Origin of the sequence: Streptomyces xanthii (assembly GCF_014621695.1) — a bacterium.
Classification (GTDB): Bacteria; Actinomycetota; Actinomycetes; order Streptomycetales; family Streptomycetaceae; genus Streptomyces; species Streptomyces xanthii.
The window spans coordinates 5165754-5182714 of the sequence record NZ_CP061281.1 but is presented as its reverse complement, the minus strand read 5'-3'; the positions used below and the strand labels follow the sequence as shown (position 1 = coordinate 5182714).

15 protein-coding genes are annotated in these 16961 nt (G+C 75.3%); 6 read left to right on the top strand and 9 right to left on the bottom strand.

Going from position 1 to position 16961, the window contains the following annotated elements; translation table 11 throughout:
- Nucleotides 1-75 precede the first annotated feature (75 nt).
- On the bottom strand, nt 76-1020 hold the full coding sequence (locus tag IAG42_RS23410) for a LysR family transcriptional regulator (RefSeq protein ID WP_188338918.1): 945 nt from the start codon (nt 1018-1020) through the stop codon (nt 76-78).
- Between the two features lie 80 nt (nt 1021-1100).
- On the opposite strand from IAG42_RS23410, the gene IAG42_RS23405 reads away from it, so the two are divergent.
- Nucleotides 1101-2420: an MFS transporter gene (locus IAG42_RS23405; RefSeq protein ID WP_223206137.1), complete on the top strand. Its 1320-nt coding sequence runs from the start codon at nt 1101-1103 to the stop codon at nt 2418-2420.
- Here IAG42_RS23405 and IAG42_RS23400 read toward each other — a convergent pair.
- The 5 genes from IAG42_RS23400 to IAG42_RS23380 form a co-directional block, all read right to left on the bottom strand.
- The gene (locus IAG42_RS23400; protein WP_188338917.1) at nt 2386-2910 is read right to left on the bottom strand and encodes a putative immunity protein; all 525 of its coding nucleotides are present in this window, start codon (nt 2908-2910) and stop codon (nt 2386-2388) included. The genes IAG42_RS23405 and IAG42_RS23400 overlap by 35 nt on opposite strands.
- A gap of 5 nt (nt 2911-2915) precedes the next feature.
- Nucleotides 2916-3875 carry a DMT family transporter gene (locus tag IAG42_RS23395; protein WP_394811239.1) on the bottom strand — a complete coding sequence of 320 codons (960 nt, stop codon included), beginning with the start codon at nt 3873-3875 and terminating at the stop codon, nt 2916-2918.
- Nucleotides 3876-4025: 150 nt separating this feature from the next.
- The gene (locus tag IAG42_RS23390) at nt 4026-4670 is read right to left on the bottom strand and encodes a response regulator (RefSeq protein ID WP_188338915.1); all 645 of its coding nucleotides are present in this window, start codon (nt 4668-4670) and stop codon (nt 4026-4028) included.
- Nucleotides 4634-5938, bottom strand: a complete 1305-nt coding sequence (locus tag IAG42_RS23385; RefSeq protein ID WP_223206135.1) for a sensor histidine kinase — start codon at nt 5936-5938, stop codon at nt 4634-4636. The genes IAG42_RS23390 and IAG42_RS23385 overlap by 37 nt, the downstream gene beginning before the upstream one ends.
- A complete protein-coding gene (locus tag IAG42_RS23380) occupies nt 5935-7398 on the bottom strand; it encodes an FAD-dependent monooxygenase (protein WP_188338914.1) in 1464 nt (487 codons plus the stop codon). The genes IAG42_RS23385 and IAG42_RS23380 overlap by 4 nt, the downstream gene beginning before the upstream one ends.
- 128 nt (nt 7399-7526) lie before the next feature.
- Here IAG42_RS23380 and IAG42_RS23375 point away from each other — a divergent pair, with 128 nt between their 5' ends.
- Nucleotides 7527-8135 carry a TetR/AcrR family transcriptional regulator gene (locus IAG42_RS23375; protein ID WP_188338913.1) on the top strand — a complete coding sequence of 203 codons (609 nt, stop codon included), beginning with the start codon at nt 7527-7529 and terminating at the stop codon, nt 8133-8135.
- A gap of 76 nt (nt 8136-8211) precedes the next feature.
- Here IAG42_RS23375 and IAG42_RS23370 read toward each other — a convergent pair whose 3' ends face one another.
- Genes IAG42_RS23370 through IAG42_RS23360 form a run of 3 tightly spaced genes read right to left on the bottom strand, consistent with a single transcriptional unit; the run spans nt 8212 to nt 10845 of the window.
- Complete coding sequence (locus IAG42_RS23370; protein WP_188338912.1) at nt 8212-8451, bottom strand: hypothetical protein; 240 nt, start codon at nt 8449-8451, stop codon at nt 8212-8214.
- Between the two features lie 46 nt (nt 8452-8497).
- On the bottom strand, nt 8498-10591 hold the full coding sequence (gene malQ / locus IAG42_RS23365; RefSeq protein ID WP_394811238.1) for a 4-alpha-glucanotransferase: 2094 nt from the start codon (nt 10589-10591) through the stop codon (nt 8498-8500).
- Between the two features lie 29 nt (nt 10592-10620).
- Nucleotides 10621-10845 (bottom strand): hypothetical protein, encoded by a 225-nt coding sequence (locus tag IAG42_RS23360; RefSeq protein ID WP_188338910.1) that lies wholly within the window; start codon nt 10843-10845, stop codon nt 10621-10623.
- Nucleotides 10846-11187: 342 nt separating this feature from the next.
- Here IAG42_RS23360 and IAG42_RS23355 point away from each other — a divergent pair, with 342 nt between their 5' ends.
- From IAG42_RS23355 to IAG42_RS23340, 4 genes are all read left to right on the top strand, one after another.
- Nucleotides 11188-14169: a beta-N-acetylglucosaminidase domain-containing protein gene (locus tag IAG42_RS23355; RefSeq protein ID WP_188338909.1), complete on the top strand. Its 2982-nt coding sequence runs from the start codon at nt 11188-11190 to the stop codon at nt 14167-14169.
- A gap of 99 nt (nt 14170-14268) precedes the next feature.
- Nucleotides 14269-14811 carry a PadR family transcriptional regulator gene (locus tag IAG42_RS23350; RefSeq protein WP_188338908.1) on the top strand — a complete coding sequence of 181 codons (543 nt, stop codon included), beginning with the start codon at nt 14269-14271 and terminating at the stop codon, nt 14809-14811.
- The gene (locus IAG42_RS23345) at nt 14808-15518 is read left to right on the top strand and encodes an ABC transporter ATP-binding protein (protein ID WP_188338907.1); all 711 of its coding nucleotides are present in this window, start codon (nt 14808-14810) and stop codon (nt 15516-15518) included. The genes IAG42_RS23350 and IAG42_RS23345 overlap by 4 nt, the downstream gene beginning before the upstream one ends.
- On the top strand, nt 15515-16885 hold the full coding sequence (locus tag IAG42_RS23340; protein WP_188338906.1) for an FtsX-like permease family protein: 1371 nt from the start codon (nt 15515-15517) through the stop codon (nt 16883-16885). Before IAG42_RS23345 ends, IAG42_RS23340 begins: the two co-directional genes overlap by 4 nt.
- Nucleotides 16886-16961: the final 76 nt, after the last annotated feature.

The window sequence follows — 16961 nt, the reverse complement described above, 5'->3', positions numbered from 1 at the left end:
CATCGAAAGTTTCCGAGGTCGCCTTTCAGCTCACCTGAAAAGTTCGGTGCGCCTGAACGTTCCAGTCCCGAGTGTTCAGTCGGAGGGGGTGGGTCCGGTGCGCTGGACGGTGAGCGCGCCGAGGACTCGCCGCACCGTAGCCCATTCCTCGGCCCCCTTGCGCACGGCGGCCACGACGTGGCGCACGGGGCGGTCGGCGCCGAGGGGGCACATCACGACGCCGTCGCGGCGGGCGGCGGCCATCCGGGGCACGAGGGCGACGCCCATCCCGGCCTCGACCATGGCGAGGATCGCGGTCCAGCCGGCGGCGCTGTGGGCCTGCTCGGGAACGAAGCCGGCGGCCTCGCAGGCGGCGGTGGTGATCTCGGACCAGGGGCCGGAGCCGCCGAAGATCCAGGGTTCGCCGGCGAGGTCGGCGAGGCGAAGGCCCGGTTCGTGAGCCAGGGGGTGGCCGACGGGGAGGGCGACGTCGAGGGGGTCGGCGAGCAGCGGCACGCGTGTGAACTTGGGGTCGCGGGCGGTGGGCGCGTGCGCGGCGAGGGAGAGGGCGAGGTCGACGTCGCCGGACGAGAGCAGCTCGTAGGCCTGCGCCGCCTCGGCCTCGCGGACCCGGACGGTGATCCCGGGGTGCGCGGCGCGCAGCGCCCGTACGGCGGGTACGACGAGGGCGGGCACGGCGGTGGAGAACGCGGCGACCCGGACGACGCCCGCGTCCCCGTGCACGTACTGCGCGAGTTCGGCGTCGGCGCGCTCCAGTTGGGCGAAGACGGCCTCGGCGTGGCGCAGGACGAGGCGGGCGGCGTCGGTGAGGCGGACGCGGCGGCCCTGTGCCTCCAGGAGCGGGACGCCGAGCTGCTTGGCGAGGTTGGTGAGCTGCTGGGAGACGGCGGAGGGGGTCATCAGGAGGGCCTGGGCGGTGGCGGTGACCGTGCCGCGCTCCTGCAGGGTGCGCAGGATCACCAGCTTCTTGATGTCCCAGCGTTCGCGGCGCAGTGCCGCCCGCAGCTCTTCCTCGCTCATGGCTTAAACGTACGGGACGGACTGCCCGCGTCATTCTAAAAAGCTTGACATCAAGATTCTCGATACCGAGACTCTTCGTCATGGGGAGCGAGATCGAGAACGGGCGGGGCGCGGGGCTGCTCGCGCAGTTGCGGCGGCCACCGGGGGGCCGGGACGCGCGGACGATGCTGCTGGGGCAGTTCCTGGACCGGGCGGGCACGGGTGTGTGGGCGGCGTCCTCCGTCCTGTACTTCACGTTCGTCAGCGGGCTCGACGGCGGGCGGCTCGGGCTGCTGCTCGGCGCGGCCGGGGTCGCGGGCATCGCGGGCTCCCCGCTCGCGGGCCGGCTCGCCGGGCACGTCCCCGTGCGGACGCTGCTGATCTGGTGCCATCTGCTGCGGCTCGCGGCGGTGTGCGCGCTGCTCGTCCTGGACGGCTTCTGGGCGCTGCTGCCCACGGTGGCGCTGATCTGCGTCGGGGACCGGGCCGCGAAGACGCTGGAGATGGTCTTCGCCGCGGAGGCCACCGGGGGCGGGCGCGCCACGTACCAGGCGCTGTCGCGGAGCGTGGCCAACGCGGCGTACGGGCTCGGCGCGGGGTTCGCGGCGATCGGGCTCGCGGTCGGCACGGACACCGCGTACCGCGTGCTGATCCTCGCGAACGCGGTGTCGTTCCTCGCCGCGGCGGCCCTCACCGCCCGGACCGCGCCACGCCCGCCGCGCCGCCCGGAACCGGCGGCGGCCGGTCACGCCTCCCGGTCCTCCGCCGGCCCGTGGCGCGACCGCGGCTACCTCGCCTTCGTGCTCCTGGACATCCCGATGAACGTGGACGACGCGATCCTCGGGGTCGGCCTGCCCCTGTGGCTGGTGCACCGCACGGACGCGCCACACCTCCTGATCCCGGCGTTCCTGGTGATCAACACGGCGATGGTCGTGCTCCTCCAGCTCCGCGTGACCGCCCGCTTCGACGGCCCGTACGGTGCCCTGCGCGCGCTGACCCGGTACGGGCTGCTGACGGTGCTCGGGTGCGGGCTCCTCGCGGTGTCCGGCGCGGGCGGCGCCTGGACCGCCTCCCTCGCCCTGCTCGGCTCCACCGTGCTGATCACCCTGGCCGAGCTGATGCGCTCGGTCAGTTCGTGGGAGCTGGCGGTCTCCCTGGCCCCGGCCGACGACCGCGCCGCCTATCTGGGCGCGGCCGGCGTCTCCCCCTCCGTGGAGCGGTCGATCGGGCCGCCGGTCCTGACGTCCGGGGTCATGGCGGCGGGCCCGGCGGGCTGGCTGGTCCTGGGCGCGGCGACGGCGGCCGTCTGCGTGGCCCAACGGAGGCTGTGCGCCCGCCGCCTGGACGCGCTGCGCCCGAACGCGCCGGGCCCGGTCGCGGACCCGGTCAGTCCCGCAGCGACGCGTCCAGCGCGGACATGAGCCGCGCCGGGCGGCCGCGGCCCTCGGGTGCGCGGGGGTAGCGGCGCAGCACGTCGACGAGTACGGGGGTGGCGCGGGACCGGGCGGCTTCGAGCGCCGCGGCTCCGGCCGCGGGGTCCTCGCCGGCCTCGATCTCCGCGATCCGCGCGGCGTTGGCCGCGGCCCGCAGGATGTGCCCCACCTGGTGCGCCTTGGCGATCGGGTGCAGGTAGGCGGCGGACGCGGCGTCCCCGGCGGCCTGCGCGGCCAGGCGCGCGGCCTCGGTGCCGGCGTCCTTCGCGGCGCGGTGCGCATCCATCGAGGCGACCCGCTGGAGCCGGCCCCGCGCCGCGCCGTCCACGAACTCCTGTGCCGCGTCGAGCGCGGCCCGCGGCCGGCTGTCCCCGGGCAGGGCCCGCTCGAACACGGGCAGCACCTGCCGCGCCGCCTCGGTGGCGTACCGGGCCACGGCCCGCAGTTCGTCCATGGACAGCTCGAAGTCACCGCTCATGTCCGTCATTCTGCCGAGGACGCCACCCGGGCCGGCGCCGGCCGGGTCAGGGAGGCCAGGACGACTCCGGTGAGGATCAAGGCCATGCAGCCCAGCCGTGCCCAGGTCATCGACTCGCCGAGCACCGCGTACGAGAGCAGGGCCACGCACACCGGCTGGAGGTAGTAGACGGCTCCGGCGCGGGCGGGTCCGATGTGGGCGATCGCCTTGTTCCAGGCGAAGAAGGCGAGCGCCGAGGAGACGACGCCCACGTAGAGGAGCGGGGCGATCGTGGCGGTGCTCGGGGTGAAGCCTCCCTGGAGCGTGAGGCTCGCCAGGTACGCGGGGAGGAGCATCAGGGTGCCGAGGACGAAGGTGGCGAACAGGAAGGTGACGCCGCCGAGTTCGGCGGGGCGGCGGCGCAGCAGGGCGCTGTAGGAGCCGAAGGCGAGCGCCGCGGCCACGACCCACAGGTCGCCCGGGGCGAGGTCCGGGGAGAGGGAGCCCTTGCTGACGAGGAGGACGACTCCCGCGCAGGCGAGGAGGGTTCCGGTGACGCGGCGGGCGCCGAGGCGGGCGCCGCCGAGCCGTTCGTACAGCGCCATCAGGACCGGGGACGCGGCCATGATCATGCCCATGTTGCCGGCGGAGGTCGTCAGGCCCGCCTGGTTGACGAGCGTGTTGTAGATCGTGACGCCGAGCAGGGCGGCCAGGGTGACGTACCCGAAGTGGCGGCGGATCAGCGCCCGTTGGCGCCAGACCGCCCGGGCGCCGAAGGGGGCGACCGCCGCCGTCGCGATGATCCAGCGCCAGAACGCGTGCTGGACCGGGGGCACGCTGTCGTGCAGGGCGCGGGCGGTGACGAAGCTGCCGGACCAGACGACCGTGGCGAGGAGGGCGAGGGCGAGGCCCGCGCCGAGGGCACGGGTGGTGACCTTGGCGGGGCGTGCGGCGGCGGACTGGGCGGGGCGGTCCAGGAGTGACAAGTGGGGCGGCATCCGTTCTGGAGGGGCGGCGGGTGGATTCCCGTTCTCGCGTTCCACCGTCGCAGCGCACACCTGTCACGTCCAGTGAATGTTTCCGCAGTGATCTTTCAGCAGAGCCGAACGAAAGGCCGTCGAGCCGGAGGGGAACGATCAGCCTTCGAGGTAGGCCAGGACCGCCAGGACGCGGCGGTTGTCGCTCTCTCCCGGGTACAGGCCCAGCTTCGTGAAGATGTTGCCGATGTGCTTGGCGACCGCCTTCTCGGTGACGACCAGCGACTCGGCGACCCCCGCGTTCGAGCGGCCCTGCGCCAGGAGCCCGAGGACCTCGCGCTCGCGGGCCGTCAGGGAGCCGAGGCGCTGGTCGCGGATCTTGCGGGCCAGGAGCTTGGAGACGACCTCCGGGTCCATCACCGTGCCGCCCGCCGCGACCTGCTCGATGGTCCGCACGAACTCCGCGCCGTCGGTGACCCGGTCCTTGAGGACGTAGCCGACCGCGCCCGCGCCGTCGGCGAGCAGCTCCCGCGCGTACAGCGGCTCCACGTACTGCGAGAGCAGCAGGACGGGGAGCGCGGGGACCTCGCGGCGGGCGGCGAGGGCCGCGCGCAGGCCCTCGTCGGCGAAGTCGGGCGGCAGGCGCACGTCGACGATCGCGACGTCGGGGCGCTCGGCGAGCAGGGACTCCAGGAGCGCGGCCCCGTTGTCGACGGCGGCGACGACCTCGTGGCCGAAGGCGCCGAGGAGGCGGACGAGGCCGTCCCTCAGCAGGAAGTGGTCTTCGGCGACGACAACACGCACGGCACCTCCATCGAGATCTGCGTCGGGCCGCCGGCCGGACTGTGCACGGCGAGGACGCCGTCGAAGGTGGCGAGCCGGCGCTCGATGCCGGCGAGGCCGCTGCCGCGGGCCGGGTCGGCGCCGCCGTGCCCGTCGTCGGTGACGCTGACGCGCAGGGCGCCGCGCTCGGGGTCGTGTGCGAGGTCGATCCAGAGCCGCTCGGCCTCCGCGTGCTTGGCCGCGTTGGTGACCGTCTCGGCGATCGCGAAGTAGACGGCGGACTCGACGGGCGGCTCGGGGCGGGCCGGCAGGTCGACCGTGACCTCGGCGTCGAGCGGGCTGAGCAGGGCCAGGGACCGTACGGCGTCGGCGAGTCCGCGGTCGGCGAGGACCGGCGGGTGGATGCCGCGGACGAGGTCACGCAGTTCCTGGAGGGCGGCCGAGGAGGAGGCGCGGGCCTCGGCGAGGAGGGCGCGGACCGCCTCGGGGTCCTTGTCCAGGCGGTGTTCGGCCGCGTCCAGCGTCATGCCCATCGCGACGAGCCGGGCCTGCGCCCCGTCGTGCAGGTCGCGCTCGATGCGGCGCAGTTCGGCGGCGGAGGTGTCGACGGCGTCGGAGCGGGTCGCGGCGAGGTGGGCGATCCGCGCGGCCATCACCTCCTGCTCGCTGGGGGCGAGCGCGGTGCGCACGAAGCGGGCGTGCCGGTCGACCATGGACGGGGCGAGCCACACTCCCGCCTGGGCGAGGACCAGGCCGAGCAGTCCCGCCATGAGGCCGGTCGGGACGTCCGTGACATGGATCGCGGTGTACCAGAGGCCGTCCCAGCCGGCGTCCGTCGACAGGTACCAGCCGAAGCAGGCGAGGAAGACACCCCACAGGCCGTAGCCGACGAGTCCGACGGGGACGGCGACGACGAGCCCGGCGACGAAGGAGTACAGCGCCACCCAGCGCCATTCGCGCAGCCGCTGCGGGTCCTCGATGAGCCAGCGGTAGCGGGCCACGACGCCGTGCCGCTCGCGCTCCCCCGTCCTCGGAGCGGGCGCGGCGCCGACCGTGACCCCGGACCAGCGCTCGGCGAGCGCCCGTTCCCGGTCGACCAGGCGGCGCATGCCGCGGGCCGCCCACGGCAGCAGACCGGGCACCGGGGTCCACACGGCGAGCCCCACCATCGTCGTCCAGTGCATGGCCAGTACGGAAAGCCACCACAGGTGGTGTGCGCGCCGCAGCGCCCTGATCCGCTTCATGTCCCCCAGCTCCCCTTGCTCGTCCGGACGGCGCGCTGCCGTCACCGCAACGAGTATGTGGCGAACTCCGCGGGGAAATCGGTGGAGTTAACTCCCCTGTTCTCCGCGAGCTCGCCGGCCCACGCGACGTATCCGTCGGGCCGCACCAGGAGCGCCGTGCGCCGCTCGCTCGCCCAGTGCGCGACCTTGACGCGGGCGTCCTCGTACGCGGTCCCTCGGGGCAGGATCAGCACGAACTCGCCCGCGCGCAAGGCTTCGTAGAGGCGGACGCCGTCGCCGAGGAGGACGTCGGGGACGCGGGTGCCGGTGAGGCGGTGGGCGCCCTTGGGGGCGGCGTAGCGGAAGCCGAGGCCCGTGACGTTGCCGATGACCTTGTTCCGGGCGGGGCGGACCCGGCCGAGGAAGCCGGTGAGAGCGGCGCGGGCGGCGAGCGTCCAGGGGTACTTGGCCATCGCCAGGCGCACGATGCCGCCGCTGCTGCGCAGCACGGCCTTGCCGACGGCGTGCCGCTCGGTCTGGTAGGTGTCGAGGAGGGCGTCGCCGGCGCGGCCCGTGACGACGGCGGCGAGCTTCCAGCCGAGGTTCGCGGCGTCCTGGAGGCCGGTGTTCATGCCCTGGCCGCCGGCCGGGGTGTGCACGTGCGCGGCGTCGCCGGCGAGCAGGACGCGGCCGACGCGGTAGGCGGGCGCCTGGCGTTCGTCGCTGTGGAAGCGGGACATCCAGCGGGCGTCGTGCATGCCGTAGTCGCGGCCGAGGGCGAGCCGGGCGATCTCCTTGATCTCGTCGAGGTCGAGCGGCTCGGAGTCGGCCACGTCGCGCGAGCGGTTCCACCCGATGACGCGGTAGTAGCCGTCGCCGAAGGGCGCGATGAAGGCGAAGGCGTCTCCGACGGCGCTGACGGTCAGCAGGTTCTCCGGCTCCTCGGCGAGCCGTACGTCGGCGAGGACGACGGAGCGGATGACGGACTTGCCGGGGAAGGGCAGGCCGACGGCCTCGCGCACGGAGCTGCGCATGCCGTCGGTGCCGACGACGTAGGCGGCGCGCAGCAGGTCGGTGCTCCCGTCGGCCCGGCGGACCCGCAGGGTGACCCCGTCGGCGTCCTGGGTCAGGCCCGTCACCTCGGTCTCGTGGGAGAAGGTGACGCCGGCGTCGACGGCGCGGCGCTCCAGGACCTGCTCGACCTCGTACTGCGGGATGACGAGGAGGTGGTCGAAGCGGGTGGGCAGGCCGGTCAGCTCGATGGAGAGGTTGCCGAACAGGCGCAGCCGGTCGAGCGGGCGGCCCTTGGCCTCGATGTCGTCGGCGACGCCGCGGGCGTCGAGCTGCTCCAGGGTGCGGGCGTGGACGACGAAGGCGCGGGAGAGGTTGCTGATCTTGTGCGGCCGCTTCTCCACGAGGGTGACGGGGACGCCGGCGGCGGCGAGGTCGCCGGCGAGCAGCAGCCCGGTGGGGCCGGAGCCGACGACGATGACGGAGCGGGAGCTGTCGTGCGCGGTGCCGTTCATGGTGGCCTCCTGCGGACTTCAGATGGCGGGCCAACGGTTGTTGGCCAACGTTTGTGGGTCAACGCTTGTAGGCAAACGTAGAGCCGGGCACTGGACGTGTCAACGGGTGTTGGCCTACGTTTGTTGGCATGAGCGGGAACCAGCAGGTGAGCAGGGAGTCCGAGCCGGCGGCCAGGGAACCGGCGGCCCGCCGGTCGGACGCCACGCGCGCCGCGATCCTGGCGGCGGCGCGGGAGCGGTTCGCGGCGGACGGGTACGAGAAGGCGACGATCCGCGCCATCGCGCGGGACGCGCGGATCGACCCGTCGATGGTGATGCGCTACTTCGGCAACAAGGAGGGGCTGTTCGCGGCGGCGGTCACGATCGAGCTGAGCCTGCCGGACCCTGCGACGATCCCGCGCGAGGAGCTCGGCCGGACCCTCATGCGCCACTTCCTGTCGCTGTGGGAGGAGAACGAGGTGCTCACCGCGCTGCTGCGGGCCGGCGCCACGGACGCGGCGGCCGCCGAGCGGATGCAGGGAGTGCTGCGGGAGCAGCTGGTGCCGGTGGTCCTGGGCACCTGCCCGGATCCTGCGCAGGCGCCGGTGCGGGCCGCGCTGTGCGCGTCCCAGGTGCTCGGGCTCGCGCTGACCCGGTACGTGCTGAAGTTCCCGGGGAGCGTGGCGCTGGAGCCCGAGCAGATCGTGGACTGGCTCGGCCCGACGGTGCAGCGCTACCTCACGGCGGAGCGGCCCTGAGAACGGGAGAACGCGCCGAGGGCGCCCGCCGCGACGGTCTCGCGGCGGGCGCCCTCGGCGGGGAAACTCTGTGGGGTCAGCCCTGCTTCGGCTGCTTGCGGGACTTGTCGCCGATCATGACCAGACCGGCGATGACCAGGAACAGGACGATCGGGGCGGCCACGTAGAGGCCGAGCGTCTCGATCACGCTCAGTCCCTGACCCGGGTCGTCGCCGTCGTCACGCTGGAGCGCGAACACGGGGGACGACATGAGCAGCATCATCAGCGTCGTACCGGAGGCCAGGGCGCCGGCGCGCAGGGCGTTCTTCTTGTCCACGGTGCCAACGTAGCGAACGCGCGAACGGGTCGCGCGTCCGGGGGGCCTATAAGTGGCCGTGCCCGTGGAATTCGGCGAGGAGGGCGTGGGCGCGCGGGGAGGTGGTCAGGGCCTCCAGGGTGACCGGGGTGCCGTCCGGGCCGGCCACCGGGAGGCGCCAGTTCGGGTACTGGTCCCAGGTCCCGGGGACGTTCTGCGGGCGCCGGTCGCCGACCAGGTCGGGGAGCCAGATGCCGACGAGCCGGGCCGGGGTGCGGGCCAGGAAGCGGTGCACGGCCCGCACGGCCTCCTCCTCGCCCGGCTCCGCGCCGCCGGGCAGCAGTCCGAGCCGGGCGAGCAGGGCGAGCCACTCGGCCGTCTCGGCCGCGGCGCGCGCGGGGCTCTCGCCGGTCAGGCCGAGCCGCTCGCGCAGCCGCACGTCGTCGCCGGACAGGCGGGCCGCGGTGGACGGCAGGTCATGGGTGGTGGCGGTGGCCATGCAGTCGGCGCGCCAGTCCTCCGCGGGCACGGGCCGCCCGTCCCCCTCCCAGTCCCGCTCGAACCAGAGGACGTTGGTGCCGAGCACCCCGCGCTCGCGCAGCGTCTCGCGCACGCCCGGCTCCACGGTGCCGAGGTCCTCGCCGATGACGTACGTGCCCGAGCGCGTCGCTTCCAGGACCAGTACGGCGAGCATGGCCTCGGCGTCGTAGCGCACGTACGTGCCCTCGGTCGGGGGCCGGCCCTCGGGGATCCACCAGAGCCGGAACAGGCCCATGACGTGGTCGATGCGCAGGGCGCCCGCGTGCCGCATCAGGGCGCGCAGCAGGGCGCGGAAGGGGGCGTAGCCGGTGGCGGCGAGGCGGTCGGGGCGCCAAGGGGGCAGGCCCCAGTCCTGACCGGCCGCGTTGAAGGCGTCGGGGGGCGCGCCGACGCTCATGCCGCGCGCGAAGACGTCCGCCTGGGCCCAGGCGTCGGAGCCGCCCGGGTGCACGCCGACGGCCAGGTCGTGCACGAGCCCGACGCGCATGCCGGCCTCGCGGGCGGCGCGCTGCGCGGCGGCGAGCTGGGTGTCGGTGAGCCAGGCGAGGCGGCTGTGGAAGTCGACGCGGTCGAGCAGGGCGCGGCGGGCCTCGGCCGTCTCGGGCGAGCGGGGGTCCTGGAGCGGGGCGGGCCAGGTGCGGCGGTCGGGGCCGTGGCGCTCCGCGAGGGCGAGGTAGGTGGCGTGGTCCTCCAGGGCGGTGCCGTGCTCGGCGAGGTAGTCGCAGTAGGCGGCGCGGCGGCCCGGCGACAGCGGCACGCCGTGAATCTCTTCGAGGACCCGCTTCTTCAGCGCCCAGACGGCGTCCCGGTCGATGGGCTCCCCGTCGGCGACCACGGCGTGCCGCAGCCGCGCGGCCTCCTTCCGGTCGCCGGCGCGCTCCCCCGCGTAGACGTACTCGGGGATCTCCTCGACGCGCAGGTGCACGGGGTCGGGGAAGCGGCGGGAGGTGGGGCTGTACGGGGAGGGGTCGCCGGGGCCGCCCGCGTGCAGGGGGTTGACCTGGAGGAACCCGACGCCGTGGGTGCGCCCCGCCCAGGCCGCGAGATCGGCCAGGTCGCCGAGGTCCCCCATGCCCCAGGAGCGGGCGGAGAGCAGGGAGTAGAGCTGCACGAGCAGCCCGTGGGTGCGCCCGGGCGGCCGCGGGGCGCGGGGCGGGGCGGCGATCAGGTGGACGTCGGCGGTGCGTCCGTCAGGGGCGCGGACGTGCAGCGTGTGCACCCCGGGCGGCGGCTCACCGGCACCTCCGGCGCCTCCCGCGCCTCCCGTGCCCGCCGCGCGTCCCGCATCTCCCGTGCCCGCCGCATCTCCCGTCCCTCCCGCCTCGCCCGCCTCGCCCGCCTCGCCCGCCTCGCCCGCCTCGCCCGCCTCGCCCGCCTCGCCCGCCTCGCCCGCCTCGCCCGCCTCCAGCGTCAGGGACCAGCTCGACCCTTCGGGGAGCCGCTGCCGCCAGGGCGGGGGCGTGCCGTCCAGCCACCACACGACCGTCGGCGGGAGCAGGGGCTCCGGGGCGGACGGGGGCGGGGCCGAGGCGTCCACGTCCAGGGCGGCCAGCGCCGCCGCCACCGTCGCGTCGGGCGTGCGGATCGTGCGGCCCGGGGCGGGGGCGTAGGAGGTGGCCACGCCGTGACGGTCGGCGAGGCGGGTCAGGTTCACCCCGCGGCCAGGCCGCTGGGGGTCGGCTCGGAGGTGAGCGGGGCCAGGTCGGCCAGCGGCGGCTCGGAGGTCAGCGGCGCGTAGTCCGCGAAGGGCGGCTCGCTCGTGAGCGGCGCCTCGGAGGAGCAGGTGGTGGTGTCGGCGCCGGGCATCGTGTCGGGCATCGAGGGGTGCGCCTGTTTGGACAGGGCCGAGAGCAGAAGGTGTGCCGATGCGGCCACGGGGGCCTCCTTCATCGTCATCGTCGTGGGTCCGTCCTGGACCTCCGTGAGTTCCGAGCCCTACCCAGCGTTCGCGATCGCAGACCTTTCCGGGGGCCCGACGTGTCACTGGTCACATTGTCCACGACGAAAGGATCGCGGCCACAGGCCCGGCGAAACCGGAAGTCCTGCGGCCGCCCCACCCCGCCCGACAGGGCAATTGCGGCACAACGGCCACGGGCGTTGACACTCCGGCCCGGACAGTGGTGGGCTCGGTAGTCACCCTGGGACGCTCCTGTCCCACCGACCGTCACCACCGGTCGTCCACCGACCGGCGTCCGCCGACCCACGAGGGAGTAAGCCGTGCAGCTCCGGCGCAGGAGGAGGGCGGCCGCCGTCGCGGTCGCCGTCATCGCGGGGACGCTCGGCGCGACGGGCACGGCGGTGGCCGCTCCCCCGTCCCCGCACACTTCCGCGGGCAAGCCGGAGGCCGAGTCGAACGCGGGCCTGCCGGCCGTCTGGCCGCGTCCGCAGTCCATCCGGGAGGCGGACGGCGCGGGCGACCCCGTCACGGTCCCGGACGGCGTGACGCTCGTGGTGCCGCCGGGCTCGGACCCGTACGCGGTCGACCTCCTCGTGAAGACGCTGCGCGGCGCCGGCGCGCGGGACGTGCGGCAGGTGCCCTCGGCCTCCGACGTGCCGGACGGCGCCGGGCTCGTCGTGCACACGGGCGCGGCCGAGCCGCGCGACCGCACACGGGTGCCCGCCGCCCGCGACCCGCGCACGGGTTCGCTGGAGGCGACGCTGCGCGCGCTCGGCGCCACGGCCCGCGGCGACCTGCCCTCGGGCGGCTACCGGCTCGCGGCCGGGCGCGTCCAGGGCCGACCGGTGATCGCGATGGAGGGCGTGGGGGCCGACGGCCTGTTCCACGCCGCGCAGACCTTCCGGCAGCTGGTCGACGGGCGCGAGGTCGCCGGGGTCGTCGTGCGGGACTGGCCGGGCACGGCCGTGCGCGGTCTCACCGAGGGCTTCTACGGCACGCCGTGGACGACCGAGCAGCGCCTGGCACAGCTCGACTTCATGGGCCGCACCAAGCAGAACCGCTACCTGTACGCGCCGGGCGACGACCTGTACCGCCAGGCGCGCTGGCGCGAGACGTACCCGGCGGAGCAGCGCGCCGCCTTCCGCCGGCTGGCGGAGCGGGCCCGCGCCAATCACGTGACGCTGGGCTGGGCCGTCGCGCCGGGCCAGGCGATGTGCATGTCGTCGGACGCGGACGTCAAGGCCCTCACCCGCAAGCTGGACGCCATGTGGGCGCTCGGGGTGCGGGCGTTCCAGCTCCAGTTCCAGGACGTGTCGTACAGCGAGTGGCACTGCTCGGCGGACGCGAAGCGGTTCGGTTCGGGGCCGAGGGCGGCGGCGCGGGCGCAGGCGGAGGTGGCGAACGCGGTGGCCCGGCACCTGGCGGACCGGCACCCCGGCACGGCGCTCTCGCTGATGCCGACCGAGTACTTCCAGGACGGCGCGACCGCGTACCGCACGGCGCTCGCCGCGGACCTGGCGGACGGCGTGGAGGTCGCCTGGACGGGCGTCGGCGTGGTGCCGCGCACCATCACCGGGAGCGAACTGGACCGTACCCGGCGGGCGTTCAGCTCCTCGGGCGGCGCGCACCAGCTGCTGACGATGGACAACTACCCGGTCAACGACTACGCGCAGGACCGCATCTTCCTCGGTCCGTACACCGGCCGGGAGCCGGCGGTGGCGTCGGGTTCGGCGGCGGTCCTCGCGACGGCGATGGAGCAGCCGGCGGCGTCCCGGATCCCGCTGTTCACGACCGCGGACTACGCGTGGAACCCGCGCGACTACCGCCCCCAGGAGTCCTGGAAGGCGGCGATCGACGACCTCGCGGGCGGCGACCCGGGCACGGAGGCGGCGCTGACCGCGCTGGCGGGCAACGACGCGTCGTCGGTGCTCGGCGCGGACGAGTCGGCGTATCTGAAGCCGCTGCTCGCGGAGTTCTGGCGGGCCCGCACGACCACGGACGAGAACCGGAACGCGCGGGCGGCCAAGGAGCTGCGCGGCGCGTTCACGGTCATGCGGCGCACCCCGCAGGCCCTCGGCTCGACCGCCCTGGACGCCGAGGTGCGGCCGTGGAGCGACAAGCTGGGCCGCTACGGCGCGGCGGGCGAGTCGGCGGTCGACATGCTGGACGCGGCGGAGCGCGGGGACGGCGCGGCGGCGTGGCGGGCCTCGAAGCGGCTCGCGGCGCTGCGCGAGGAGCTGCGGCGGAGCCGGGTGACGGTCGGCAAGGGCGTGCTCGACCCGTTCCTGGACCGGGCGCAGCGGGCGTTCGAGGCGTGGGCGGGCACCGACCGGGCGGACGCCGCGCACGGGACGCGGGCCGAACTGCCGCGCCGGCGCGCCCTGTCCACGGTGACGGTACTGAGCGAGCCCGGCACCGGCGGCACGGTGGAGATCCATGTGCCGGGCGAGGGCTGGAAGCGGCTCGGCGCGGTCGCGGACGACGGCTTCACGGAGCTGGACGCGCGCAAGACACTGGCCGACGGGATCCGGGTGACCGGTGCGGACGGGGACGCGGGCCGGGTCGAGCGCATCGTGCCCTGGTACGCGGACGCCCCGGCGGCGTCGTTCAGTCTGGCCCGCACCGAGGCGGACGCGGAGATCGGCGGCGGCGCCCAGCGGGTGACGGCGCGGCTCACGTCGCAGCGGCCCGGCGGGGTGCACGGCACGGTGACGGCTAAGGCCCCGCACGGCATCGAGGTGCGCACGCCGAAGCGGTCCGAGCTGCCGCGCGGCGCCCGGGTCGACGTGCCGGTGGAGGTGTCGGTCCCGGCGGGCACCCCGGCCGGGGTCTACGAGATCCCGCTGACGTTCGGCGACGAGACCCGTACGGTCGCGGTCCGCGCCTTCCCGCGCACGGCGGGCCCCGATCTGGCGCGCGCCGGCAAGGCGTCCGCGTCGGCGGAGGAGACGGCCGACTTCCCGGCCTCCGGCGCCAACGACGGCGCCGCGGACACCCGCTGGTCCTCGCCCGCCGAGGACGGCGCGTGGTGGCAGGTCGAGCTGGCCGAGCCGGTCCGGCTGGGCCAGGTGGTGCTGCGCTGGCAGGACGCGTATCCGGCGGCGTACCGCGTGCAGACGTCCGGGGACGGCCGCACCTGGCGCACGGCGGCGACCGTGCGGGACGGGCGCGGAGGCCGTGAGTCGGTGCGGATGGACGCGAAGGACACGCGGTTCGTGCGGGTCGTCGGCGACAAGCGGGCGACGAAGTACGGGATCTCGCTGTGGTCGGTGGAGGCGTACGCGGTGGCCCCGGCCCATTAGACCGGCTCCCGCCGGGCAACCGGAATCATCTCTCTCACTTGATGCCGCGTCGCACTCGACTATGTACTCAGTACCTATATCGCGTACATACTGATCTTCATGAGTACCCGCCACGTCCTGCTCGGCCTGCTCGTCGCCGAGCCGCGCCACGGCTACGAGCTGAAGCGACGCCACGACGAGCGGTTCCCGCAGGCGCGTCCGCTCGCGTACGCGCAGGTCTACACGACGCTCCAGCGGCTGGTCCGCGACGGGCTCGTGGAGGTCGAGGGCACCGACTCCGACGGCGGCCCCGAGCGCACCCTGTACCGCGCGACCGAGGAGGGGACGCGCGAGCTGCTCGGCTGGGCCGGGGAGGTCACCCCGCCCGCCCCGCACGTCGCCAACGAGATCTTCGCCAAGGTCGTCGTCGCCATCCTGCTCGCGGGGCACGGCGCCGACCCGGCCGCCCAGCTGCGCGAGCAGCGGGAGGCGCACATGGCCCGGATGCGCGAGCTCACCGCCGTGAAGACGGCCCCGGGCGCCGATCTGACCACCCTCCTGTCCGCCGACTACGCCCTCGTCCACCTCGACGCCGACCTGCGCTGGATGACCACCACCGCGGCCCGGCTCGCCACACTGACCGCGGAGGTCACCTCAGCATGAGCACACTCCTGGCAGCCGAAGGCCTGACCAAGACGTACGGGAGGACGCCCGCGCTGCGCGGCGCCGCCGTCACGGTCGCGGCCGGGGAGATCCTCGCCGTCACCGGTGCCAGCGGAAGCGGGAAGTCGACGCTGCTGCACTGCCTGTCCGGCCTGGTCCGCCCCGACGCGGGCACGGTGACGTACGGCCAGCGGCGGCTCGACGGGCTCGACGCCGAGAAGCTGAGCGAGCTGCGCCGCACCGAGTTCGGCATCGTCCTGCAGTTCGGCCAGCTCGTCCCCGAGCTGACCGCGCTGGACAACGTGGCGCTGCCGCTGCTGCTCGCGGGCCGCCCGCGCGCGGCCGCGCGGGCCGAGGCGGACGCCTGGCTGGAGCGGTACGGGGTGCGGGGGCAGCGGAAGCTGCGGCCCGGCGAGATGAGCGGCGGGCAGCAGCAGCGGGTCGCGCTGGCCCGCGCCTCGGTCACGGAGCCGAAGGTGATCTTCGCGGACGAGCCGACGGGCGCGCTCGACTCCCTCGCCACCGAGCAGGTCCTGACCTCGCTGGTCCACCTGACCCGCGAGACGCGCACGGCGGTGGTCCTGGTGACGCACGAGGCCCAGGTGGCCGCCTACGCGGACCGGGAGGTGCGCCTGCACGACGGGGAGGTCCAGGACGCTTCCGGCGCGGCCGGGATCCCGGCGGCCGGGGCGGAGGCGGCCCTGTGAGCCTCCTCTCCGATCTGCGGCTCGCCCGGCTGCTGACGCGCGGCGCGGACCGCCTGGAGCGGCGCCGGGCGGCGCTGACCGTGCTTGGCGCCACCGCCGCGAGCGGCTTCGGCGGGGCGGCGCTCGCCCTGGCCGGGACCGCGGACGGTGCCCGCTTCCCGTTCGGGAACGGGCTGCTGGACGGCGCCGGGACCCGGCACGGGGTGATCGCCGCGCTCCTGCTGCTGCTCGTGCCGGTGCTCGGCTTCCTCGGGCAGTGCGCGCGGGTCGGCGCCGTGCACCGGGACCGGCGGCTCGCGGCGCTGCGGCTCGCCGGGGGCGGGCCGCGCCAGGTGCGGCGGATCGCGGCCCTGGAGACGGGCGGCGCCTGCCTCGTGGGCGCGCTGATCGCGGCCGCCGGGTTCGGGGTCGGCGTCTGGCGGATGGAGCCCGTGCGCGGGTTCGGTGCCTGGAACGGCGACACGGCGCTGATCGCGGCCGCCGCCATGGTCGTCGCCGTGCCGGTGCTCGGGGTGCTGGTGAGCGCGTTCGCCCTGCGCAAGGTCGTGGCCTCGCCGCTCGGCACCGTGCGGCGGCAGCGGCCCGGGCGCGGTCCGGGCCCGGTGCTCGGCTTCGCGCTGCCGGCGCTGGTGGTGCTGGCCGCGGCGGCGCTCGTCCTGCTCGGCGGCCGGCAGCGCTCGGCGACATGGCTGCCGCTGTTCGTGATCGGCACGGTGGTGCTCACCGGCGCCGCCGCGATCTGGACCGCCGGGGCGTCGGCGCGGATCGTCGGGCGGCGGCTCGGGGAGCGTACCGAGCGGCCCGATGTGCTGCTGGCCGCGCACCGGCTCCAGGAGGACCCCTGGGCGGCCTCGCGCAGCCACGCCACGCTGGTGCTGGTCACGGTGGTCGGGGTGGGCTTCGCCGGGATCGCGGAGATCTTCGTCGAGGGGCTGCGCCGCTCGCAGGCCGAGGGCACCCTCGGCATGGACATCGGCTACTACTCCTTCGGCCTGTGGCTGACCGCCGCGGCCGTCGGCGTCGCCCTGCTGATCAGCCTCGCCGGGCTCGCCGTGGGCACCGCCGAGTCGCTGTCCACGCGGCGCCGGGCGCTCGCCGCGCAGGCCGCGGCCGGAGTGCCGCGCCGGGTGCTGACCCGGGCGCTGCTCCTGGAGACGGCTCTGCCGCTGGCTCCGGGCCTCGTCCTGGCCACGGCCGGCGGCACCGCGATCCACGTGGCGTACGCGTTCCTGCTGCACATGCCCGTCCCCTGGGGCCTCCCCCTCCTGGTGCCGGTGGCCGTGTTCGCGGTCTGTCTGCTCGCCGCGGCGACGGCGCTGCCGCTGCTGACCCGCTCGCTGAGCCCGGAGCAGCTGCGGGTGGCGTGAGCGGGTACGCGCAAGGGGCGCCCGGGAGACATCTCCGGGCGCCCCTTCACGTCGTACGGAACGCCGTACGAGGGTG